The organism is Shewanella sp. HN-41, assembly GCF_000217915.1.
Lineage (GTDB): Bacteria > Pseudomonadota > Gammaproteobacteria > Enterobacterales > Shewanellaceae > Shewanella.
This window is the reverse complement of sequence record NZ_AFOZ01000017.1, coordinates 103,582-127,572: the sequence shown is the minus strand read 5'-3', so window position 1 is coordinate 127,572 and position 23,991 is coordinate 103,582. Positions and strand designations below refer to the sequence as shown.

16 protein-coding genes and 3 pseudogenes are annotated in these 23,991 nt (G+C 47.2%); 2 read left to right on the top strand and 17 right to left on the bottom strand.

The window, feature by feature from the left end; genetic code table 11:
- Positions 1–185 precede the first annotated feature (185 nt).
- Positions 186–2,009 (bottom strand): DUF885 domain-containing protein, encoded by a 1,824-nt coding sequence (locus SOHN41_RS06510; protein WP_037458310.1) that lies wholly within the window; start codon positions 2,007–2,009, stop codon positions 186–188.
- A 549-nt stretch (positions 2,010–2,558) separates the two neighbouring features.
- On the opposite strand from SOHN41_RS06510, the pseudogene cspE reads away from it, so the two are divergent.
- Positions 2,559–2,769: pseudogene (gene cspE / locus SOHN41_RS06505) on the top strand (transcription antiterminator/RNA stability regulator CspE).
- Positions 2,770–2,882: 113 nt separating this feature from the next.
- Here cspE and SOHN41_RS06500 read toward each other — a convergent pair.
- A pseudogene (locus SOHN41_RS06500) lies at positions 2,883–4,828 on the bottom strand (monovalent cation:proton antiporter-2 (CPA2) family protein).
- A gap of 170 nt (positions 4,829–4,998) precedes the next feature.
- On the opposite strand from SOHN41_RS06500, the gene SOHN41_RS06495 reads away from it, so the two are divergent.
- Positions 4,999–5,889 carry a GGDEF domain-containing protein gene (locus tag SOHN41_RS06495; protein WP_037458334.1) on the top strand — a complete coding sequence of 297 codons (891 nt, stop codon included), beginning with the start codon at positions 4,999–5,001 and terminating at the stop codon, positions 5,887–5,889.
- A gap of 82 nt (positions 5,890–5,971) precedes the next feature.
- On the opposite strand, the gene tilS is transcribed toward SOHN41_RS06495, so the two are convergent.
- The 15 genes and pseudogenes from tilS to pyrH form a co-directional block, all read right to left on the bottom strand.
- Positions 5,972–7,354: a tRNA lysidine(34) synthetase TilS gene (gene tilS / locus SOHN41_RS06490; protein WP_007646813.1), complete on the bottom strand. Its 1,383-nt coding sequence runs from the start codon at positions 7,352–7,354 to the stop codon at positions 5,972–5,974.
- A gap of 60 nt (positions 7,355–7,414) precedes the next feature.
- The gene (gene dnaE, locus SOHN41_RS06485) at positions 7,415–10,888 is read right to left on the bottom strand and encodes a DNA polymerase III subunit alpha (protein ID WP_007646810.1); all 3,474 of its coding nucleotides are present in this window, start codon (positions 10,886–10,888) and stop codon (positions 7,415–7,417) included.
- A gap of 117 nt (positions 10,889–11,005) precedes the next feature.
- Positions 11,006–11,635 (bottom strand): ribonuclease HII, encoded by a 630-nt coding sequence (gene rnhB, locus SOHN41_RS06480; RefSeq protein ID WP_007646804.1) that lies wholly within the window; start codon positions 11,633–11,635, stop codon positions 11,006–11,008.
- Positions 11,635–12,792 (bottom strand): lipid-A-disaccharide synthase, encoded by a 1,158-nt coding sequence (gene lpxB / locus SOHN41_RS06475; RefSeq protein WP_037458308.1) that lies wholly within the window; start codon positions 12,790–12,792, stop codon positions 11,635–11,637. Before lpxB ends, rnhB begins: the two co-directional genes overlap by 1 nt.
- A 109-nt stretch (positions 12,793–12,901) precedes the next feature.
- The gene (gene lpxA, locus SOHN41_RS06470) at positions 12,902–13,672 is read right to left on the bottom strand and encodes an acyl-ACP--UDP-N-acetylglucosamine O-acyltransferase (protein WP_007646802.1); all 771 of its coding nucleotides are present in this window, start codon (positions 13,670–13,672) and stop codon (positions 12,902–12,904) included.
- A complete protein-coding gene (fabZ, locus tag SOHN41_RS06465; protein WP_007646801.1) occupies positions 13,669–14,133 on the bottom strand; it encodes a 3-hydroxyacyl-ACP dehydratase FabZ in 465 nt (154 codons plus the stop codon). Before fabZ ends, lpxA begins: the two co-directional genes overlap by 4 nt.
- A 31-nt stretch (positions 14,134–14,164) precedes the next feature.
- Positions 14,165–15,190: a UDP-3-O-(3-hydroxymyristoyl)glucosamine N-acyltransferase gene (gene lpxD, locus SOHN41_RS06460; protein WP_007646800.1), complete on the bottom strand. Its 1,026-nt coding sequence runs from the start codon at positions 15,188–15,190 to the stop codon at positions 14,165–14,167.
- Positions 15,191–15,193: 3 nt separating this feature from the next.
- Positions 15,194–15,691: an OmpH family outer membrane protein gene (locus tag SOHN41_RS06455; RefSeq protein ID WP_037458306.1), complete on the bottom strand. Its 498-nt coding sequence runs from the start codon at positions 15,689–15,691 to the stop codon at positions 15,194–15,196.
- 65 nt (positions 15,692–15,756) lie between these two features.
- Positions 15,757–18,237 (bottom strand): outer membrane protein assembly factor BamA, encoded by a 2,481-nt coding sequence (bamA, locus tag SOHN41_RS06450; RefSeq protein WP_037458304.1) that lies wholly within the window; start codon positions 18,235–18,237, stop codon positions 15,757–15,759.
- A gap of 31 nt (positions 18,238–18,268) precedes the next feature.
- Positions 18,269–19,639, bottom strand: a complete 1,371-nt coding sequence (gene rseP / locus SOHN41_RS06445; protein ID WP_007646795.1) for a sigma E protease regulator RseP — start codon at positions 19,637–19,639, stop codon at positions 18,269–18,271.
- A 44-nt stretch (positions 19,640–19,683) separates the two neighbouring features.
- Positions 19,684–20,874: a 1-deoxy-D-xylulose-5-phosphate reductoisomerase gene (gene ispC, locus SOHN41_RS06440; RefSeq protein WP_007646794.1), complete on the bottom strand. Its 1,191-nt coding sequence runs from the start codon at positions 20,872–20,874 to the stop codon at positions 19,684–19,686.
- Positions 20,875–20,878: 4 nt separating this feature from the next.
- Positions 20,879–21,736: a phosphatidate cytidylyltransferase gene (locus SOHN41_RS06435; RefSeq protein WP_007646793.1), complete on the bottom strand. Its 858-nt coding sequence runs from the start codon at positions 21,734–21,736 to the stop codon at positions 20,879–20,881.
- 20 nt (positions 21,737–21,756) lie between these two features.
- Positions 21,757–22,583: pseudogene (locus SOHN41_RS06430) on the bottom strand (isoprenyl transferase).
- Between the two features lie 82 nt (positions 22,584–22,665).
- The gene (frr, locus tag SOHN41_RS06425; protein WP_007646790.1) at positions 22,666–23,223 is read right to left on the bottom strand and encodes a ribosome recycling factor; all 558 of its coding nucleotides are present in this window, start codon (positions 23,221–23,223) and stop codon (positions 22,666–22,668) included.
- Positions 23,224–23,244: 21 nt separating this feature from the next.
- Positions 23,245–23,982 carry a UMP kinase gene (pyrH, locus tag SOHN41_RS06420; protein WP_007646789.1) on the bottom strand — a complete coding sequence of 246 codons (738 nt, stop codon included), beginning with the start codon at positions 23,980–23,982 and terminating at the stop codon, positions 23,245–23,247.
- Positions 23,983–23,991: the final 9 nt, after the last annotated feature.

Genomic DNA, 23,991 nt, shown 5'->3' with positions numbered 1-23,991 from the left:
TAGCAATAGCAAGCCATTGCCGAGCGACATTTATCAATGAGTTGTCTGGGATTGTATTGAAAGCATTGGCGGAAAGCCAGAATCCCTGCAATTAGAACATACCTTCGAGTACCTAAAGGCGCCTACTCGAAGGTATAGGAGGGGGTAATTAACATCAAAAGTAACAGATAAAAAAGGCTTTCTTATCAGGTTTTACTTTTCGTTTCAGCGATATAACGGTTAACGATCTGCTCCAAAATATCTAAAGGTACAGCGCCATTTTTAAGTACAACATCGTGAAAATTCCGTAAATTAAACTTATCTCCGAGGGCCAACTTAGCCTTCTCCCTTAACTCAAGAATTTTCATCATCCCGACTTTATAAGCCGTCGCTTGGCCCGGCATCACTATATAGCGCTCAATTTCTGCGGTCACATCACGATCGGACATGCCGGTGTTTTTCTTCATATAGTCGATGGCTTGCTCGCGAGTCCAACGACTATGGTGAATACCAGTATCGACCACTAGACGCACAGCGCGGAAAAGCTCCGCCTGCAATCGACCAATATTATCAAAGGGATCCTTTTGGAAACCCTGTTCCCAAGCTAAGCGTTCACTGTAAAGCGCCCAACCTTCAATGTAGGCCGTAAAAGGTGCCATCTTACGGATGAGCGGCTGGCCTTCTAACTCCATGGCAACGGCAATTTGAAAATGATGTCCAGGAATGCCTTCATGGTAGGCCAAGGTGCGCATGCCATACTTAGGGGTCGCCTTGATATCGTAAAGGTTTGCGAAGAAACGACCGGGGCGACTGCCATCGATGGCGGGCTGTTGATAATAGGCACCAGGCGCCGTTTTCTCTTTAAATTCAGGAATACGTACCACTTCCATGCCCGCTTCAGGGCGAATACGGAAGGCATCACCGAGTCCCGCATTCACCTCATCGAGAATCGCTTGATAATCGACGAGAATTTGTGCCCTACCCGCATCACTATCCTCGTAGTAAAACTTAGGATCGGCGGCCAATGCTTCAATCGCAACCGAGAAACCCTGACTCACATCGTAACCCTGCGCGGCTAAGATAGTCATGATCTCGCTCTGAATACGGTTCACCTCAGCAAGTCCTTTGGCATGGATCTCATCGGCAGTGTAATTAGTGGTGGTGAAAAACTTCAGTAACTGCTCATAGGCAACATCGCCGTTAGGCAGCGCCCAGTAACCGTCATCCGTCCCCGCTTTGGCTTGTAATTGGATAAAGTAATCGATAAATAATTGGTACGCAGGGTGCACGTAATCTTTAATGTTCGCTTCAGCCGCGGTCAATAAACGCGCTTGCTCGTCGGCACTGATATCAGTGTCAGTCAATTTAGTTTTGAATGAACTGTAGAGAATATTGTCTTGAATAGGCGTAGCGACAAAATCATTCATCTCGGCCAGTACCCGCTCAATCACAAACTTTGGCGGAATAATGCCCTTAGATTCGCGAAGTGAGAGTCCTTCCATGGTTTGGGCAAATTTAGTTTGCACCGCTTGTAGACGCGCAAGATAGTTTTCAGCGTCTTCGATTGAATGAACCTGATGCTGAGCCTGCATAAAGCTTGGATAACCGTTTTGAATACCAAACAGCTGATTCAATGGATAATTATGGTAGCTATAAGGTTCGGAAGCGAGAGCAAAATCTGCTAGATAGAGGGCGATGTCCTTAGAAATACGTTGATTATTATCTAAATCCGTATCTTGATAACGGAGCAATGTATCCCGCAGCACACGCACTTGGGCAAAGGTTTTATCCATGGCCGCTGGGCTATCATCATCTAACTGTGCATTATGCCCTGTGATCCCAAAGGATTCTAAGAAGCCCAAAGAAGTTAAGGTTTCTGGACTTTCAAATGCCATTTTGACAACACTTCGGTCTAAAAAAGCACGAAAGAAAAAGGGTTTCTTCGCAAACCATTCATGTACTGCCAAGGCACTTAAAAGTAACACTATAATTAAACTACCGAGTCCGATTCGTTTTAATATTGTTTTCAAACTGAAGTCTCCATGCATCATTATTTGTGAACTAAGCTAATTTGTGGACTATGTGGGCTACTAAGTAGAGCAACAAGCTCTCTATTTGGCAGCGATAATATCACCGACACATTTAAGCAACAATTTAATAACGTAACCAATCATTGCAATGCATCAGCAGAATGCCCTCCCTTTTAGTGAAATAATGCTTGTGCACCAAAGCTTATTTTTCCAAACACATTAAACGGTGAAAAATACCTATCTAGTTGAATACGTGTAGTTAAAAAATATTTTATTTTCAATATCTTTTAAAAAAATCGCCTAGGGTATCCCAGCGATTAAAAATAAAACTATACAAAAGATCAGAGTGTGTTACTCTGCACTCCGGCCTGTGATTCAGACCTATTTATAAGCAATATTATGTTTTTGAAAACCTTCGCTGCACCCTGTAATTTGTTTGCTGTCATGAAGCTTTCCACTCATAACTTATCATCAATGTAAATAATTCTATTTCTGGCTAAGTTCCCGCATAATTGCGAATTATTTTGTTTGAAAATTTTGGAGACATTCATGTCTAAAACTACTGGTGTAGTTAAATGGTTTAACGAAGAAAAAGGTTTTGGTTTTATTTCTCCTGACAATGGTGGCGCTGACGCATTCGTTCATTTCCGCGCAATCGTTTCAGAAGGCTTTAAAACCCTTGGTGAAGGTCAAAAGGTTTCTTTTGATATCGAACAAGGCCAAAAAAGGTCCTCAAGCTGCGAACGTTGTTGTTCTGTAATTAATCACTATCTCGCAAGGGATAGATTAATCGGATAACAGATTGCAGACAAAAATGCCGACATAATGTCGGCATTTTTATCTCTGTATTTTACCCTCAGCAACCGCGAGCCATTAGCCATGCAGGAGTTTAGCTTCGACTTTTTCCAGCCTTCGGGGTTTACCGACTACCAATAAAATATCCCCTGCACTAAAGATCCAATCCTGCCCTGGATGCTCCACCTCGGCCCCGTCACGGCGTATTGCCCTCAGTTCAACCCGCAGCAAGGCCCAATCAATATCCGCCACCATCTTGCCTACGGCATCGGCACCGCGGGGCAGCGATACCGCATGCATCGACTCTAAGCTGAAGTCAGTTTCAGCTCCCGAAAAAAACCATGTAAAAATTGATAATGATTACGTCGCTCAGATTCCAAGCGCTTTAATATCCGTGCTAGTGGCACCCCACACTGATGCAATACTTGGGACACTAACATTAAACTGCCCTCTAAGGATTCAGGGATCACTTGGCTAGCACCGGCCTTTTGCAGTCGATCTAAATCACTATCATCACGGGTTCTGACTAATATTTTCGCATCGGGAGCAAGCAGCTTACATAGGGGTAATGCCTCTTCTAAGCTACGGGATTCACAAAAGGTAATAACGATCATCTTTGCCCTCTTGATCCCCATCTGTTTTAGAATTGCTCTTTTACACACATCCCCAAAGTAAATGGGTTCACCTGCTCGGCGGGCCTCGGAAACCCTTGTAGGATCAAGATCGAGCACAAGATAGGGTACGGCTTCCGTTTTTAAAAATCGGGCGATTGTCTGCCCCACCCGTCCATAGCCAAAAATAACGACTAAATCATGATCATCGGTCACTATCGGGACAACATCATCCCTATGCTGTGACTGGCGAATTCCCAACATCCATTTTGCAATATCGACACTATGACGTACTAACCAAGGGGAAATGCTCATGGAAAGTACGGCGACCATGACTAGCATAGTACTGATTTCATTGTCTAAAAGACGATAATTAGCGGCAAGGGCTAATATCACAAAACTAAATTCACCAACCTGAGCCAAACTCATTGCCGTGCTCAGTGCAATACGAAATGGCTCATCGATAAGTCGTAGCAGCCCATGAATAATCAATGCCTTTCCGAATACAACCGCCAATAAAATCAGCAATATTTGCCACCAAAAATGCATCACTAACTCAAAGTTGAGCATCATGCCGATAGAAATAAAAAACAGCCCCATGAGTAGATCACGAAATGGCCTAATATCCGCTTCAAGTTGACGTCGATATTGGCTTTCACCTAAGAGCATCCCCGCCATAAATGCGCCAAGAGCCATAGATAAACCCAACCATTGGGTAAATGCGCCCGTCACTAAGGCCACCACCAGTGTCGACAGGACAAAGAGTTCATTGGAGCGAGAACGTGCAACTTCATCGAAGAGTCTTGGCAATGCCCACTTCCCAAACGCCATCAATAGAAAGAAGGCCAAAATCCCTTTCAGCAAGGCAAAAGCAATGCCCGCCAGCATTAAGGGCTCATCATTATTCGCGAGCAAGGGCAGCAGAATAAGCAATGGAACGACGGCTAGATCTTGAAATAACAGCACACTGACTGAAAGCTCACCGTGGCGACGCCTAAGCCAGCCCTGCTCGTTGAGCAATTTAAGCACAATCGCAGTGGATGACAGGGCAATCGCCGCGCCAATGACTAAGGCTTCAATCCAATGGAGTCCACAGAGTAAGGCCACCACCATAGTGAGCAAGGTAGTCACCACAACCTGGGCACTTCCAAGACCGAATACCGTTCTGCGCATTGCCCAAAGTCGAGGGACTGAAAACTCAAGTCCCAAAGTGAACATGAGCAGTACCACCCCAAGCTCGGCCACCGACTGCATTTGTTGTTGAGTAAACCAGTGGAAGCCACTTGGACCGCTGACGACCCCCGTCAATAGATAGGCCAAAATGGCAGGCAGTCCCATGCGCCTAAGCAACGCAATAGCAACGATAGCAATCACTAACATGAGTAAAATTTGGATCAAGAAACCGTGTTCCATGGACTCGATAACTCCTGTCAAATTGCTGACGCGTCAAAAATATCTCAACGAGCTTTAAGCTTAACCGAATGACAAACAAAGACAAATTATATTAACGATGATGACGGCATAGAACTTGCTAAATGTAAGTCAAATGACGTACTGCAATTCTATTTGCTGGAGCAATAATGATGGATTTTGGCCTAGCGACAAGCTTGTATCCTGACGAATACCACTATCCTACGGAGACATACAACCCCAGCGCGCAGCAACTGGACCTAGTGCAAGTGATCCAGCAATTGCATGCTAGCTTAGATCCGAGGACAGTCTTTGCCTGCTATGGCAAAGTGCTGGGACAATACTTGCCAGTTCAAGGGATACGACTCACCCATGATGAATATAAATTGAGTTGGGGGAAACGATATGGCATTAGCCTTAAACGCCAATTATTGAATGGGGGAATGCCGCTCAATATCCACTATCAGTTGCTCACGCCACTCACACCTTCGCAAAAAATCATGTTGCAAGAAATAGAACCCTTGCTACTTCAGCCTTTGCTCAATGCCATGCAATACCAAGAGATGTCGATGCAAGCCATGTTTGACTCGCTAACAGGTCTAGGTAATCGTCATTACTATACTCAAAGCCTTAAAAATGCCATCGCCAGGGCCCATCGAAAACAAGGCTGCATATCGCTTATCGTGTTGGATTTAGATAACTTCAAACAACTTAACGACAGACATGGCCATAAGTGCGGAGACTATATTCTTAAGGAGTTTGGCGACATTATTCGCAGCACAATACGTAACACAGATCAGGCATTTCGCATCGGTGGCGATGAGTTTGTGATCATTGTGCAGGGGAATATTCACGCCGCGGGGTTACTGTGTGAGCGGATAGTCACGGCCACAAACCAACATAAAAGCTTCGACCAATTTGGCGTCAGTTGCAGTTTAGGTGCGGCCGAGTCGGGCGAGAACTTAGAGGCCGAACAAGTCTATGAACTGGCCGATAAAGCCTTGTACCAAGCGAAAGCATCCGGTCGAAATGGTTACAAACTTAACCTAGAGCAATTATCTTGATGGCAGGCAGGGATGCTCATTGCCGCGAGCCCTTAGAGAGTGGGTTTAAGGCATCGAATTTAAATAGCCTCACCCACTCGCATTAACCAAACGCTATCCCCACCCCATCGTCTGCAACACAAAAGGCTTTTTCAATCCATAATCCCTGCGCCATCACTAACTGCTCGCCGTAAAATAGAAAGCCTATCTGCCCACGCAGCCAAGGTGGGACCGCTGACTCTTGCAGCAGTTTTTTAAGCTCACGCCTTTTACTACGATAATGGGGATGGCAACGCAGTTGCCCCGGTAATTGATAGCGAACACTCACGACTTCATCGGCCCTAGGCAAACGCAGCCGCGGCCCTGAGAAGCTGAGCCTTAATTGCACCAGTTCCCCCTGTGGCAAAACGATACTAAATAAATCAGACTCTCCCAGTATCAAGGGGTTGAGACTGTCATGGGGGATAACAATGTGAGCATTAACGAGCTTTTTAGGGGGCATAACGCTCGACAGATAAAGCTGATTGGCAAAACGGCGCAGCTCACAATCTCCAATTCGGATCTGTACCTTTGCATCTTCTTTAGCATTAAGAAGCTGATAAATAATTTGGTTTAGTTGCACCAAAGAAGGTAATACAAATCCCTGAGACTCAATAAATCCACGTAATAATAAGGATTGCCAACAAGGTGTCTGCGCCGCCAATCCTTCGAGATTAAATACGGTTTGTTGGGTAAAAGTGGCTTTCGTGAGCCACTGGGGTAAATGCTCACTAACAGTGGTATCCACTAAGGCTTGCTGCTCGGCGCAAAGAAACGCGCTGCGGCTCGCGGTAGTGGCAATACTCGGCCAACGGGCTTTCAAACGGGGAATGATCTCAAGGCGTAAAAAGTTGCGATCAAACTTATCGTCCCTATTACTCTCATCTTCGATATGAACTAAGCCATGGCCGTGAGCAAACGCTTCTATCTCGCCACGGCTCACATCCAATAATGGCCGAATTTGAGTCCCCGTCGCTAGGGGCTGAATTTGCCCCATGGCCGCAAGTCCCTTAGGACCTTGACCTCGCTTAAGCGCCAGCAAGAGGGTTTCAAGTTGATCGTCCTCATGGTGCGCCGTCAATAAATAATCATCGGCCCCGAGGTGTTGTTCAATGGCAAGGTAACGTACACGCCGCGCCTCGGCCTCAACACTCACCCTCGAACCCAGCATCGGTGTTACAGACTCAATAGTGACAGGCAGACCATAGATGCCCCCCCGAACAACACAATGTTGCGCCCAAGCGTCGGCATTTGGGCTAAGACCGTGGTGGACATAAATGAGTTGATAGCTAAATTCACTATGTTGCCTAGCATATTCAGCGAGACCAAAGGCAAGTACCTCTGAATCGACTCCGCCACTGTAAGCCAGCACTAACTTACAACCCGCTTTCATCTTAAGCGAATCTAAAAAGCCACTGATATGGGCACAGAGATCGGGGACTGACATCGATTATCCTTTGATAATACTTTATAAATCTGAGCCTTAAGCCAAAGGCCCATTGTGAACTCAAAACACAATCCGTACTTTGTTGGGACCGAGTAAGGTTTCAAGGGCAAAGACCAATTCATCGCTGGGATTGACCCGCCAACCGTCGGCTAATCTAAATTGCCCCCTAGCCTGAGTTTGGCTGTAATTAATGAGCACTGGCACAGCACCGTTTCGCCATGGGCCCATTGCCTGCTCAATACTGTCTAAAATTGCAGGGGTTAGCTGCGCCGCGTCTAGATCAACCTCTAGCGCCTTGGCAAAATGGCTACGCGCCTCACCAATATCGATAATATTGCGCGCCGTCATACGGTTACCGCCAGCAAAATCATCGAAACTCACCTCACCTTCGCAGATCAAGATCCGGTCTTTTTCGAGCAAATGATTAAACTTCTCGAAGGCTTCGGTAAAGAGCATCACTTCTAAACGCGCACTCTTATCGTCTAACGTCAGTAAGCCCATTTTAGAGCCGCGCTTAGTCAGCATCACGCGGGTCGCCACCACTAAGCCCGCCGCTTTGACAGTTTTCCCCCGCTCAGTGGGGTGCACATCCTTCAAACGGCCGGAGGTGTAATGCTTAAGCTCTTTTAAATATTGATTGATCGGATGACCGGTCAAATACAAACCTAAGGTTTCACGCTCGCCTTCGAGCCAAATTTTATCTGGCCATGGCGTGCATTCAACAAATTGTTGCTTACTGTCTTCGGGCTCACTGTTGAGCAAGCCGAACATATCGTGCTGCCCAATAGCCTGTGCTTTGGCGTGTTGATCGGCGGCGCGCATCGCCTCGGGTAAGGTAGCCATCATAGCGGCGCGATGGGGCCCGAGCGTATCTAAGGCACCGGCACAGATCAGTTTTTCAATAACGCGCTTATTAAGCTTTTTCAAATCAATACGGGCACAAAAATCGAATAGGTCTACGAAGGGGCCATCCTTACGCGCCTCTAAAATCGATTCTACCGGCCCTTCTCCCACCCCTTTAATGGCGCCGATACCATAAACAATGCGTAACTCATCATCAACGGTAAATTTAAACAGGCCCTTATTCACATCCGGCGGGATCAGAGTGAGCCCCATGCGCTCGCACTCATCGACAAGTGTGACGATTTTGTCGGTGTTATCCATATCCGCGGACATCACCGCCGCCATAAACTGGGAAGGATAATGGGTTTTTAGCCACAGGGTTTGGTAGGAAACCAAGGCATAGGCGGCGGAGTGGGATTTGTTAAAACCGTAGCCGGCAAACTTTTCCACTAGGTCGAAGATTTTCATCGACAGTTCACCGTCGACGCCGTTTTTAATCGCCCCCTCTTTAAAGATACTCCGCTGTTTAGCCATCTCCTCGGGTTTTTTCTTACCCATAGCTCGGCGGAGCATGTCGGCGCCGCCTAAGGTATAACCCGACAGCACCTGCGCTATCTGCATCACCTGCTCTTGATACAAGATAATGCCGTAGGTGGGCGACAGCAGTTCTTTTAAGGACTCATGCTGATACTGGGAGTCGGGATAAGACACCTCTTCACGGCCATGCTTACGCTCGATAAAGTTGTCCACCATGCCCGATTGCAGAGGGCCGGGACGGAACAGGGCCACCAGTGCGATCATATCTTCGAAACAGTCAGGTTGCAGACGCTTGATCAAATCCTTCATACCACGGGATTCAAGCTGGAATACCGCTGTAGTTTCATAGCGTTGCAGTAGGCGAAACGAGGCAGGGTCATCCAGCGGGATCGCTTCAATTCGTACTGGCGGCCGGCCATTTTTGACCTCCACCCTGTTGATCATCTCCAGCGCCCAATCGACGATAGTGAGCGTACGTAGCCCCAGGAAGTCAAACTTCACTAATCCCGCGGTTTCCACGTCGTTTTTATCGAACTGGGTCACCGGGTTTTTCCCTTCCGCATCGCAGTACAAGGGCGAAAAGTCAGTGATTTTAGTCGGCGCAATCACCACGCCCCCCGCATGCTTACCCGCATTACGGGTCACACCCTCGAGTTTACGACACATGTCGATAAGATCTTTCACATCCTCATCGGCATCGTAGGATTCCTGCAACGCAGGTTCGACCTCGAAGGCCTTGGCCAGCGTCATCCCGGGTTCAGGTGGAATAAGCTTTGAAATTCGGTCAACAAAACCATAGGGATGGCCTAACACTCGGCCCACGTCGCGGATCACCGCCTTGGCCGCCATAGTACCGAAGGTAATAATTTGTGATACCGCTTCACGGCCGTATAGCTCGGCCACATGGTCAATCACCTCGTCACGTCTATCCATACAGAAGTCGACGTCAAAGTCAGGCATAGAAACCCGCTCGGGGTTGAGGAATCGCTCGAATAGCAAGTCAAACTCGAGGGGATCTAAATCGGTAATTTTAAGGGCATAGGCCACAAGCGAGCCTGCCCCCGAACCACGACCCGGTCCGACGGGGATGCCATTGTCCTTACCCCACTGGATAAACTCCATCACAATCAAGAAGTAACCTGGGAACCCCATTTGGTTTATCACTTGCAATTCGATATCGAGGCGCTCATCGTATTCGCCACGCTTCTCGGCGCGTACCAGTGGATCAGGGAATAAAAACTCGAGGCGTTCCTCTAGACCCTTCTTAGAGCAATCCACGAGGAAGTCCTCAATGGACATATCACCCGTGGGGAAATTAGGCAGGAAATACTCGTATAAACGTATGGTCACATTACAACGTTTAGCAATTTCCACCGTATTTGACAGCGCGGCAGGAATGTCGGCAAATAGCTCGCACATTTCCTCTTCACTGCGTAAATACTGCTGTTCACTGTACTTTTTAGGACGGCGGGGATCGGCAAGGGTAAAGCCGTCGTGGATGGCGACTCGAATTTCATGGGCATCGAAGTCTTCAGGTTTGAGAAACACCACCTGATTGGTGGCGACCACAGGAATGCCTTTCTCCTGCGCTAAAGCCACCGCCATATGCAGATAACGCTCCTCATCGGCGCGCCCCGTACGAATAAGCTCGAGGAAATAACGATCACTAAAGTGGGTTTGATAAAACTCGCATAAAGATTCGACCTGAGTACCATTGCCCTTGAGTAACGCCTTACCGAGATCGCCCTCTTTGGCGCCCGATAATAATAAAATCCCTTCGTTATAGGTGACAAGCCACTCTTGGTCTATCACCACGCGCCCCACCACTTGGCCACGCAAATAGGCCTGGCTGATGATTTGGGTCAGATTTTGATAACCCACATTGTTCATGGCTATGATGGTTAAGGCACATAATTCCCCTTCAAACCCAGGCACTTGCATCCAAAAATCGGCCCCGATAATGGGTTTAATCCCCGCGCCATGGCAACCACTGTAAAATTTAACTAAGCCGCAGAAGTTGTTTTGATCCGTTAAAGCCACCGCAGCCATGCCCAATGCCTCAACTTGAGCGAGAATAGGTTTAACTTTGGCTACGCCATCGGACATAGAAAAGTCACTGTGGACACGAAGATGCACAAAACGAGGATCGGACATAATTAGGATTATCTTTGGATAGCAGGTTAACAATAACTAAAAAGCAGACTAGCAAAGTCACGCACCTAGGGCTAGTGACTTTGCTGGATAACTGGGACTATGGCGTAAAAATACGCGTTAGCCCTCCAGTAATGCCTTGACGGGTTTAAAACTTTTCCGATATTGGTCAAAAACGCCATGCTGGGCAATGGCCTCAAAATGCGCCTTAGTCGGGTAGCCCTTATGCTTGGCAAAACCGTATTGGGGATAAGCGGCATCGAGCGCATCCATCTCACGATCTCGGGTCACTTTGGCGATAATCGACGCCGCACTGATACTGGCAATTAAACCATCCCCTTTAATGATGCTATGGCTGGCAATGGACAGACCATTATGGCTAAACGCTGGGCTACGATTACCATCCACTAGCACGAGTTTAGGCGCGATATTAAGCCCGGCAACGGCACGCTGCATCGCCAGCATAGTGGCGTGCAGAATATTAAGCTCATCGATTTCTGCGGGACTGGCACGCCCCACATGAAAGCTTAAGGCTTTTTCACAAATCTCATCGAACAGTGCTTCGCGGCGCTTCTCACTGAGCTTTTTCGAATCATTGAGTCCACTGATCGGCCGATTAGGATCTAACACTACAGCCGCAGTCACGACATCGCCGACTAAGGGGCCACGGCCCACTTCATCAACGCCGGCGATAAGTTCTTCCTGAAAGGCCCTCATATCGGACTCGGTTAACAATTTAAAAATGGCCATTAATTTGTTTCCTTCGCGTCTACGAGCGCAAGTACGGCTTCGGCGGCCTTTTGGCTCGCATCACAACGCAGCATCCGATGGAGACGCTCAAACTCCGCTTTAAGCGGCGCAAAATCGCGGTTGAGTTCAACTGTCACTGCCGCTGCAATTTTCTCTGGGGTGCAATCGTCTTGAATAAGCTCAGGCACCAGATCCTTTCCTGCTAAGAGATTTGGCAAAGAAAAACGCTCTACCTGCATCATGCCCTTGGCGATACGGTAGGTTAATGGGCTCACGCGGTACGCCACTATCATAGGACGCTTGACTAACATGGCCTCTAAGGTCGCAGTGCCAGATGCGAGTAAAATCCCATCGGCCGCGGCCATCACTTCCCGCGATTGACCTTCAACCATGTGAATTTCAAGATCCGGTGCAAAATTTGTCAACGCTTGTTCAAATTGCTCACGGCGTTTTTGATTCACTAGCGGCGTCACAAAACGTATATCGGGGAAGTTCTGTTTAATCAGCAGCGCCGCTTTGACAAAGGGCTCGGCTAATTGTTTTAACTCGCCACCACGGGAGCCCGGCAGAATAGCCAAATACTCGGCATCGGGGTCTAACGCCAGCAACTGACGCGCACCGAGCTTATCACTCTCAAGGGGAATATCGTCGGCCAAGGTATGGCCCACAAAGGTACAAGGCACTCGATGCTTATCGTAGAAGGCTTTCTCAAAGGGCAGCAGTGACAACACCATATGGGTCGCCTTAGCGATTTTAAAAATACGTTTGGGACGCCATGCCCACACGGAAGGACTCACATAATGGACAGTCTTAATACCGCGCGCTTTCAGTTTAAGCTCTAAGCCGATATTAAAATCCGGTGCATCAATTCCGATAAAGCAATCGGGCTTAAGTTCGGTGATGGATTTAATCAAGGATGCGCGTACATGAAGTAAGCGTGGCAGACGGGATAAGACCTCAACAATGCCCATCACAGCGAGCTCTTCCATCGCAAACAGGGATTTAAAGCCGAGGGCCTCCATGCGGGGGCCACCAATACCGACAAAACGCGCATCGGGATGCTTCTTTTGCAGCGCCGCCATTAAACCTGCACCTAAAATATCGCCGGAGAGTTCTCCGGCCACCATGGCAAACACTAATGGAGTTTTATTGCTCATAAACCACATCTCATGAATTAATGACAGTGGATGACGTCAAACACATCATTCCAAGCCCATAAAACAAAGGGCATAAAAATGCCCTTTTGTTTTTCATGCATTGATCGAGTTAGCGAATAATGCCACGACTCGATAATTTGACAAATTCAAGGAATAATTTCACTTGTTCATCGTTCTGTGCATCTTCAGCCAAGGCTTCCATCGCTTCTTCTACCGTCAAGCTACTGCGGTATAAGGTTTTATAGGCACGTCGCACCGCTAATTGGCTTTCCTTAGAGAAACCACGACGCTTCATGCCTTCGCTGTTTAAACCGCGTGGAATGGCTGGTTGACCCGATGCCATCACAAAGGGAGGCACATCCTGCAGCACTAAAGAACAACCCGCAGTAAACGCGTGGGCACCGATATGCACAAATTGGTGAACACCTGTCATGCCACCTAAAATCGCCCAGTCACCCACATGCACATGACCTGCAATAGACGCGTTATTTGCCATAATCACATTATCGCCAACCACACAGTCATGGGCGATATGCACATAGTTCATAAACAGGTTATTGGAGCCGATACGGGTCTCACTGTTATCTTGAACTGTACCCCGGTGAATAGTCACGTGTTCGCGGATAACGTTGTTATCACCAATGATCAGCCGAGTCGGCTCGCCAGCGTATTTTTTGTCTTGGCATTCTTCACCCACTGAGGCGAATTGGAAAATACGGTTGCCTTTACCAATAACCGTTGGACCTTTCACCACTACGTGGGAGCTCAACCAACAATCGTCGCCAATTTCAACACCCGCGCCCACATAACTCCATGGACCTATGGTGACGTTTTTACCAATTTTTGCATCGGGATGCACAAACGCTAATGTATCTATCACTGATTAATCTCTCTGCGGGCACACATGATTTCAGCGGAACAAACCACTTCACCATCCACTTTGGCCTCACCGTAGAAGACGCCAATCCCGCGGCGCTCTTTAATCATTTTGACATCAAAATGGATTTGATCGCCTGGCTCAACCACACGTCTAAAACGTGCATTGTCGATACCCGCGAAGTAATACAGTACGCCCGGTGGCGGTACATCATCACTCATGGTTTTAAAGGCAAGCAAACCCGTTGCCTGTGCCATCGCTTCTAAAATGAGCACACCTGGCATCACTGGCTGCACGGGGAAGTGTCCCTGAAAAAAGGGCTCATTAATGGTCACGTTTTTAATCGCCTGCAGGCTCTCACCTGGGGTGTAGTCCAGCACGCGATCGATTAATAGGAATGGATATCTATGGGGCAGATACTTAAGGATCTCCGTAATATCCATAGTGTTCATTTGATTAGACACGAACCTTGTTCCTCAAATTGCCTTGGGGCAATTAATCTGGTGTTTTTAAATTTTTTTCCAACGTCTTCACGCGCTGAAATAGCTCGTCCAATTGCCGGAAACGCACTGTGTTTTTACGCCAAAGTTTGTTATCCATTGCCACAGTGGCAGAAGAGTATAAACCGGGATCACGCACAGTACTGGTAATATTAGTACTACCGGAAATATGCACACCATCGGTAATGGACAAATGGCCAGCAATAGCACTATTACCACCAATAATACAATATTTACCAATAGTGACACTGCCCGCAACTGTGGTGCTGCCTGCAATGGCAGTATTCTCACCGATAATATCATTATGGGCAATTTGCACTTGGTTATCGATAATCACACCACTGTGGATCTCGGTATGACCTAATGCTCCGCGATCTACCGTTGAATTCGCGCCAATCTCAACCCGATCGCCAATACGTACACCGCCGGTTTGTGGAATTTTAATCCACTGGCCACGTTCGTTAGCATAACCAAAGCCATCGGAACCTAATACTGCGCCCGAATGGATAATACAATCTTGACCGAGTTGCACATCATGGTACACAGTCACATTCGCCCAAAGACGAGTGTTTGAACCTATGATCGTATCTTGTCCAATCACAGTGCCCGCACCAATCTGCACATTTTCACCGAGGATAACATTCGCCCCGATAACTGCGTTAGCACCGATAGACACGCCTTCACCTAAGCGTGCTGTGGGGTCAATTTGCGCGGAAGGATGAATCCCCTGAGCCGCCTTAGGCGTAGTGTCTAAATACTGGGCAACACGGGCAAAACCCACGTACGGATCTTTTACGATTAATGCAGTACCTTGATAGTCCTGCGCATCTTTAGCCGACAATAACACCGCACTCGCTTGAGTTGCCTCAAGCTGAGTACGGTATTTGCTGTTGGCTAAAAAAGAGATTTGACCCGCTTTGGCATGTTCTAGGGTCGCTACGCTGGATATCACTAACGCATCATCACCTTGGATCACACCATCCAATAGCAGGCTTAACTCTTTTAAAGTCACACTTTTCATCTATTACTTGCCTTTGCTTAAGGCTTCAACCACTTTGCCACTGATGTCAGCGTTTGGCTTAACATAAATGACGGCACCACGTTGTAAGACTAAATCGTATTTTTCTTTTTCAGCGATAGTGTTAATGGCTTTTTGCACTTTAACTAACAGTTTGTTTTGCTCTTCACCTTGACGACGACGTAAGTCTTCATCCAGTGCTTTGCCCTTTAACTGATATTCAGATTTTAGCGATTCCATTTTACGAACCAGTTCCGTTTTTTGCGCGTCATTCATTAACGCGCCATCACGTTGCTGCTTCTCCATTAGAGAGCGCATTTCTTCTTGCATTTTCTGAACATCTGCCATGCGGTCACCAAACTCTGTTTTCAGAGATTGAGAGATCTGTTCACGTTGTGGTAACTGTTCAAACACAGCACCCATATCCACTACGGCAATATTCTCAGCTTGTGCTGCTAACGGCGCACCTAATAAAACTAACGTCATCAGGGCACGATTTACCATCTTGTTCAAAATAGACTCCTTGTTACCTTTGTTATATTCAGCAAAACCTGCCGAGTGTATGCCTTTTAAAAAGTTTTGCCAATATTGAACGAGAAGATCTCTGTTTCATCGCCTTCGTATTCTTTTATTGGCCACGCCAGACTAAATACCATAGGTCCCATTGGCGATAGCCACTGTAAACTTAAGCCCCAGGAAGCCCTAATACGGGATGGATCGCTGTAGTCCTGTAACTTATCAAACTCTTCCGCAGGCAGTGTTCGATACTTATCATAATCAAACTCTGTATCCCATACGTTACCTGCATCGACGAAGAAACTGGTACGTACGGAATTAGTGTAAGCCTCATCCAAGAATGGCGTCGGAACAATCAACTCCATACTGGCTGTTGCAATGGCGTTACCACCAATAGAACGGCCTGAACTGACCTGAATACTATTTGGATCGCCTGGTAAGCTACAGCCATCACCCGATGGTTCTGGCGCACAGGGTTCGCTGCCACGATAGAGATAGAATGAACGGGGGCCCACAGAGTTTGACTTAAAGCCACGCAAGGAGCTACTACCACCAGAGTAATAGTTTTCCCAGAAAGGTAGGATCTGATCGTTATCATTAAATTGACCATAACCATTACCATAACCTAGGCGACCACGGGCCAGAAGCACAAAGCTGTGACTGCGAGTGATTGGCTGATAGAAGTTAGTGTCAAAGTCTGTCTTAAAGTACTGTAAATCCGAGCCAGGTACCGTCATCTTACCGCTTAAACGTTGTGATGAACCGTCCGTTGGGAAGGTGCCACGGTTCAAGGTACTGCGGTACCAACCGAGGTTTAACTCGAAGTTATCGAAACTTAAGTCTGCGTTAGGATCATCGTCACGGTAGATGTTGTAGAAACGCAGTGCCTGTTCATAGGCAGAGATTTCAGAAATCGTGTTATGGCGATAGCCTACACCACCGTTGATGCGGTTATATTCGTTGATCGGGAAACCTGAGTTGAGCGCCACACCGTAAGAACTGTTTTTATAACGTTCTAAGTTAGCTTCGTTTGCATCAAACTCGTTCCAATAAACGCTGCCACCTAAGCTAACACCATCCTTCGTCCAATAGGGATCGGTATAAGATAAGTTAACGTTCTTAGAGTACTTGTTGGTACTTAAACTCACGCCCGCTTGGTTACCCGACCCGAGGAAGTTATTTTGCTGCACCCCAAACTGTAGGCTCAGACCGGATTCTGTACCATAGCCGACACCGGCGTTGAATGACCCCGATGGCTGCTCTTTCACCTTAACGGCCACATCGACTAAATCGTCGGTACCTGGCACTTGAATGGTCTCGGTATCTACAGTTTCGAAGAAGCCTAAACGGTTAAGACGAGCTTTCGATTGCTCTATTTGCGCCGAATTTAACCAGGCCCCTTCCATCTGACGCAACTCGCGGCGCATCACTTCATCTTTGGTGACAGTGTTACCGCTGAAGTTTACCGAACGTACATATACCCGTTTACCCGGTTTAATGTTGATATTTAAGGTCACTTCCTTAGTCTTATCATCGATTTCTGGGTAGGTTTTGACTTCAGGATAAGCGTAACCGAAACGACCTAAATACTTGCTGTACATTTCTTCGGTGAAGGTCACATCACCGCCGTTGTACATATCGCCCGCTTTGATCGGCAGAATCGATTGCATCAACTCTTCACGGCCCATCAGATCGCCGGTCAGGTTTATCCCTTTCACTTTATATTTTTCACCTTCATTGACGTTGATGGTGATATATAAGCCTTTACGGTCTGGGGTCATCGCCACTTGAGTCGAGGTGACTTCAAAGCGGATATAACCTTTATTGTGATAATAGGTTTTGATGGTCTCGAGGTCGGCCTGTAGCTTTTGCTTTTGATAGCGGCGTTCACCAAACAGATCCCACCATGCCACGTAGTCTTTTAGTTCTAACATGCCGATAAGCTCGGCATCGGTGAACTCTTTGTTTCCGACCACGTTGATTTGGCGAATTTCGGCGGCTAAACCTTCGGTAAATTTGAATTTTAATTCGACGCGGTTACGGGGCAAGTTAATCACCTGCGCTTCGACTTTGGCGCCGTATTTACCCACACCGTAATAGAAGTCCTGCAGGCCCTTTTCAATGCCCGTCAACATAGTACGGTCAAGGGACTCGCCGACTTTAACACCAGAACCGTCCAGACTCTCCTGTAACTGTTCGTCTTTAATGTCTTTGTTGCCTTCAAAGGTTACAGCACTAATGGTTGGACGTTCAGTGACTTTCACCACCAATACACCACCGTCACGACTCACAGAGACATTCTCAAAGTTAGTCGATGCATACAGGCTTTTAATGGCTTGTTGAATTCTTAACTGGTCAACAGTGTCACCTACTTTTACTGGTAAGCTTAACAAGGCAGCACCCAGTGCGACTCGCTGCAAACCTTCAACTTGGATGTCGGTCACTTCAAAGGGTTGGAAAGTATCCGCCAACACAGTCCCTGAAAACGACGCACCGACGAATAACATCGAGGCAAAAAGTTTATTCAATCTCATAGAGCACTTCTAATTATTAGTCTGTCCTTGCTCAGAGTCGGGCAAAATCATTGAAAAGCGCAATGCTCATCAACATCAGCAATAGTGCTGCCCCAAATCTGAATCCTATTTCCTGCACCTTTTCAGATACAGGTTTACCAGTTATTACTTCAACAAAGTAATACAGCAGGTGTCCCCCATCGAGCACGGGTAAAGGCAACAAATTAATGATGCCTAAATTAACGCTGATGAGCGCGAGGAACCCGAGAAAGTAGACCAAGCCATAGTTTGCACTACTGCCCGCACCCTGTGCGATTGAAATGGGCCCACTCAGGTTTTTCACCGACACATCGCCGGTAAATAATTTGCCAATCATCTTAAAGCTCACAACAACAAGTTGCCATGTTTTATCGGCTGCGATGCCCAAAGAATCGATTGGTCCATATTCTAGTTGTAAACGCATATTCTCAGGCCACTGTGCCTGAGCGGGGCTCACGCCCAATACCCCGATTTCCTTTCCTTCGCTATTTGTTGCACTCGAAGGAGTCACAGAGACAGTAAACTGTTCTCCACCACGACGCACTGTTAGACCCACAGGCACATTGGCAGAATGTTGAATAATGTCAACAAAAGCCTGCCAATCGGTATAATTTTCACCATTTATGGCAACTAAAATATCACCGATCTTAAGTTCACTTTTTTCGGCGGCGCTATCTTGGCTGATTGATGCAATCTTAGGCTCAATTTCTGGCCGATAAATTCCCAAGCCTAAGGTTGTAATAGGCGACTCTTTTTCAGGGTCAAAACGCCATTGACGGGTATCTAAGGTATAAGTCCGCGAGCTTGAGTCTAACCCTTGTAGACCATTTAAAGGTGTAAGGGATATGCTTAAACTTTCATCACCAATATGCCCAACCAAGGCTAAATTCACTTCTTCCCAGTTACGCACAGCTTGTCCCGATATCGCGGTAACTTGCATAGGCTCAGTGACTTGAATTTGCGCCGCAGCGGTTCCTGGGGTCGTCGAGGTGATAACAGGTTTAAGTGATGGCACGCCGATCAAGTACATAAAATACAGTGCTAAGATGGCAAAAATAAAATTGGCGATGGGGCCAGCGGCCACAATGGCAATACGCTGCCACACGGTTTTACGGTTGAACGCCTGATTTTTTAATTCATCGGGCACATCTTCTACCCGCTCATCGAGCATTTTGACATAGCCGCCAAGGGGGATCATGGCTAATACATACTCGGTGCCGTCTTTACCAATCTTGCGCCAAATCGCCTTACCAAAACCAATGGAGAAACGCTCGACCTTGACGCCACAGCGACGCGCAACGTAGAAATGGCCGTACTCGTGGGCAGTGATTAACAGCCCTAATGCAACGATAAAAGAACCTAAGTTCCATAAAAAATCTAACATTCCACTCCTTATGTCATCCGTTAATCGGCATCAATCAACTGTGCTTAAGCGATTTTGGCCAAGATTTCACGCGCATAAACCCGCGTTTGCGTATCTAACGCAATAATATCATCAATGCTGGTCATCGCCCCTTTAGGAACCGCCGTTAAACAAGCTTCATTGACTTTAGCTATTTGCGTAAAACCAATTCGCCCTTGCAAAAACGCCTCTACCGCCATTTCATTGGCTGCATTTAATACGGTTGTCGCCTCTTGACCTTGGGCACAGGCCTCCATTGCCAAGGCCAAACAGGGGAAACGTTCAAAATCAGGTTCATAAAAGCTTAACTGTCCGACTTTGAAAAAATCTAAAGGTTCAACGCCCGAATGAATTCTTTGTGGATAGGCCATGCAATGGGCGATAGGGGTACGCATATCTGGGTTGCCCATCTGGGCAATCACAGAACCATCTTTGTACTGCACCATAGAGTGGATCACACTTTGTGGGTGGATAACCACTTTAAGTTGCTCTGCCTGAGTGTTAAACAACCAGCGCGCCTCGATAAACTCTAAACCCTTATTCATCATGGTTGCCGAATCCACCGAAATCTTCGGCCCCATGGACCAATTAGGATGTTTACAGGCCTGTGCAGGTGTCATGGCGGCAAGCGTTGCCAGATCCGAACGCAGGAAAGGTCCGCCAGAACCCGTTAGCAGAATATGGGAAATCCCCGATGCCGCTAAGTCACAACGGCCAAGATTGGCCTGCACTTCTTGGGGTAAACATTGGAAAATGGCATTATGTTCACTGTCAACGGGGAGCAAGGTTGCACCAGAGGCTTTGGTGGCTTCGATAAACAGCTCGCCGGACATCACCAGCGCCTCTTTATTGGCAAGCAATACGCGTTTACCTGCCTTTACCGCGGCGAGCGTCGGCACAAGACCTGCGGCGCCGACAATCGCCGCCATCACAGTGTCCACCTTTGGTGAGGTGACTAAATCGAGCAATTCATCCTCACCACTGGTGACTTGGATATTGAGCGCCGGAGGTAATAATGCTTTTAGTGCCAAGGCCGCGCTTTTATCAACCATATGGGCGACTTGGGGTCGATGTGCCACACAGAGGGCGAGCATCTTATCGACACTCCCATTCGCCACTAGCCCATAAACACGGTAAGCGGCAGGATTGGCTGAAATGACACTTAAGGTACTGGCACCAATCGAGCCTGTCGCACCCAAAATCACCATATTTTGCATAGCGTCACATCCAAAATGCAATGTAGATCAGGGTAAACACCGGCAAAGCCGCTGTCAGGCTGTCGATGCGATCGAGTACACCGCCATGCCCAGGGAGAATCGTTCCCGAATCTTTAATACAAGCGGCACGTTTAAACATACTCTCGGACAAGTCGCCAAGGGCCGAAATCAGCGCCACAAAAATCGTTACCGCCACCACTAAGCCCAGTTCTTGCTCTGGGGAGATATACATGATCCCTGCCACGACGACCATGGTCGTCGCCAATCCACCGATCAGCCCTTCAAGGGTTTTAGCTGGGCTAACCGCGGGCATCAGTTTGCGTTTACCTATCGCCTTGCCAACGAAGTAAGCGCCTGAATCCGCCGCCCACACAATCAGCATCACCAGTAGCACTAAAGATGCTCCATAGTAAGGCGAAATCTGTGAGCTAATAGACTTAAGGGCAATCAGCGCCACAAAACAGGGCACTAAGGTTAATTGTCCAAACATGGACTTTAACATGGGATTTTTTTGCCAGAGTTTGGCGCTTTTAGGATAAGTAATAACCAGAAAAAGCGAAACCGCCCACCAAAGAGCACCTATAAAGATCACGGCTAAATAGATAGGATGCAACTGTCCCCTAAGCCAAACGGCATCGATTGGAACAATTAAATTTATTGCAATTAATAAAATACCGACAGTGCAGGTAAAACTCCATTGGGTGACATCGCACTGACTATCAATAATCCGCCCCCACTCCTTAGCGGCGATAAGAAAGACGGCAACTAAAGCCCAAGCAAAGTATTCGATAGGGAGTAAAAAGATTGCCCCCAAAACTAATGGAATTAACCAAATTGCTGTTATTATACGTTGTTTTAGCAAAAAAAATCCCTCATGACGTTTTACAATGCGCGCATCTCATCAATCTGACTTCCCGTCAAACCGAAACGGCGCTGGCGACTGGCAAAAATAGCAATCGCTTCATGAAAAGCCTGTTCATCAAAATCAGGCCAAAGGGTGTCAATAAACACCAATTCTGCGTAGGCCGCCTGCCACAGCACAAAGTTGCTGATACGGCAGTCTCCACCCGTGCGGATCATTAAATCAACTTCACTCTGATTTTGCATGCACAAATGTTCACTTAAGGCTTCTTCGGTGAACTGACTGCTGGTCATTTCGCCAGTTTCGACCTTTTGCGCTAACTTTTGTGCCGCTTGCAGTATGTCCCAACGCCCACCGTAATTGGCAGCAACATTGAGGATAAGCCCAGTATTCCCCGCCGTTTTTTCTTGGGCGGCACTGATTTGTTTCTGTAAACGAGCGGAAAAACGACTGATATCACCAATAATATTGAGCTTAACTTGATTTTTATGCAGTAGCTTTATTTCACGCTGTAACACAGTAAAAACAATTCCATCAGTAAACTGACTTCTTTATCGGGTCTGCGCCAATTCTCGCTAGAAAACGCAAATAACGTCAGCGATTGGATCCCTAATTGACTCGCCGTGCTCACCGCACGTCTCACCGCTTTAACACCGGCCTTATGCCCCATGACTCGCGGCTTGCCCTGGGTTTGAGCCCAGCGTCCATTACCGTCCATAATGATGGCAACATGCTTAGGTAATGACTGTTTAACGAGTTCGGGTAATTGTCCAGGCAAGGTCGTTTGAGCATAGTGTTCACACTCGTCCGACCTAGATTGCGGATCAAATTCCACTGTGGATGACATCTATTACAACCCTTTAAAATAGACAAACGCCGTGTAGTATACCCCTACACGGCGCATCAACTCTAGCTTATCGAACTTGAGATTAGACTTCCATCAACTCAATTTCTTTGGCCGCTAAAATCTCATCAATCTTTTTAATGTGAGCATCGGTGAACTTTTGTACTTCTTCTTCGCTGCGACGAACATCATCTTCGGTGCATTCTTTAGCTTTCTCAAGCTTTTTCACTTCAGAAATAGCGTCACGACGGACGTTACGAATAGCAACTCGCCCTGCTTCTGCTTCGTTACGCACAACTTTGATAAAGTCTTTACGACGCTCTTCCGTCAACGCAGGCAATGGGATGCGTAAAGTTGCGCCAGCAGACATTGGGTTTAAACCTAAGTCTGAACTCATGATCGCCTTTTCTACCGCTTGAATAGCGCTACGGTCGAACACGGTCACAGACAGAGTACGAGAATCTTCAACGCCCACGTTGGCCACTTGGTTCAGTGGTGTCATAGTACCGTAGTAAGACACTTGAATTGAGTCCAGCAAGCTTGGGTGTGCACGACCTGTACGCACCTTAGCCATTTGGTTTTTAGTCGCTTCTACGCACTTGCCCATGCGCTCTTGAGCATCTTTTTTAATATCAGTAATCACGTTAAATGTCCTTCTTGGTCATTAAATAACTTTTTTCGCTCGGATCAATGTGCCTTCTTCTTCACCCATAATCACGCGACGTAATGCGCCGGGTTTGTTCATATTGAACACTAGGATAGGCATGTCATGGTCACGCGCCATAGTAAAGGCAGCTAAGTCCATTACTTTTAATTCTTTTTCAAGTATTTCACCGTAAGTTAACTCATCGAACTTAACGGCGTCAGGGTTTTTCATTGGATCGTCGGAGTAAACGCCGTCAACTTTAGTGCCTTTTAGCACGACTTCGGCTTCAATTTCAATGCCACGTAAACAAGCCGCAGAATCCGTTGTACAGAAGGGATTTCCGGTACCCGCAGCAAAAATAACCACACGGCCTGATTTTAATAAGCTGATCGCTTCAGCCCAATTGTAGTCATCGCACACCCCTTTTAATGGGATTGCTGACATTAGACGAGCATTAACATAGGCACGGTGCAGGGCGTCACGCATAGCCAAGCCGTTCATCACCGTTGCCAGCATACCCATGTGATCGCCCACCACACGGTTCATGCCAGCTTTTGCCAAGCCTTCACCGCGAAACAGATTACCACCACCAATGACCACTCCCACCTGAATACCTAACTCTACCAGCTCTTTCACTTCCTGAGCCATGCGATCTAATACTTTTGGATCGATGCCGAAGCCTTCGTCGCCCATCAGTGCTTCGCCACTTAATTTTAGAAGAATGCGTCTAAATGTAGGTTTTGGATTGGTGCTCATAATTTTTAT

Excerpts from the sequence above, each read along its gene's own strand:
- bamA (WP_037458304.1), bottom strand. The coding sequence starts at position 18,237 with ATGAGATTGAATAAACTTTTTGCCTCGATGTTATTCGTCGGTGCGTCG.
- ispC (WP_007646794.1), bottom strand. The coding sequence starts at position 20,874 with ATGCAAAATATGGTGATTTTGGGTGCGACAGGCTCGATTGGTGCCAGT.
- SOHN41_RS06455 (WP_037458306.1), bottom strand. The coding sequence starts at position 15,691 with ATGGTAAATCGTGCCCTGATGACGTTAGTTTTATTAGGTGCGCCGTTA.
- dnaE (WP_007646810.1), bottom strand. The coding sequence starts at position 10,888 with ATGTCCGATCCTCGTTTTGTGCATCTTCGTGTCCACAGTGACTTTTCT.
- lpxD (WP_007646800.1), bottom strand. The coding sequence starts at position 15,190 with ATGAAAAGTGTGACTTTAAAAGAGTTAAGCCTGCTATTGGATGGTGTG.
- tilS (WP_007646813.1), bottom strand. The coding sequence starts at position 7,354 with ATGTCAGTCCCCGATCTCTGTGCCCATATCAGTGGCTTTTTAGATTCG.
- SOHN41_RS06495 (WP_037458334.1), top strand. The coding sequence starts at position 4,999 with ATGGATTTTGGCCTAGCGACAAGCTTGTATCCTGACGAATACCACTAT.
- rseP (WP_007646795.1), bottom strand. The coding sequence starts at position 19,639 with ATGTTAGATTTTTTATGGAACTTAGGTTCTTTTATCGTTGCATTAGGG.
- rnhB (WP_007646804.1), bottom strand. The coding sequence starts at position 11,635 with ATGGCCATTTTTAAATTGTTAACCGAGTCCGATATGAGGGCCTTTCAG.
- pyrH (WP_007646789.1), bottom strand. The coding sequence starts at position 23,982 with ATGAGCACCAATCCAAAACCTACATTTAGACGCATTCTTCTAAAATTA.
- lpxB (WP_037458308.1), bottom strand. The coding sequence starts at position 12,792 with ATGAGCAATAAAACTCCATTAGTGTTTGCCATGGTGGCCGGAGAACTC.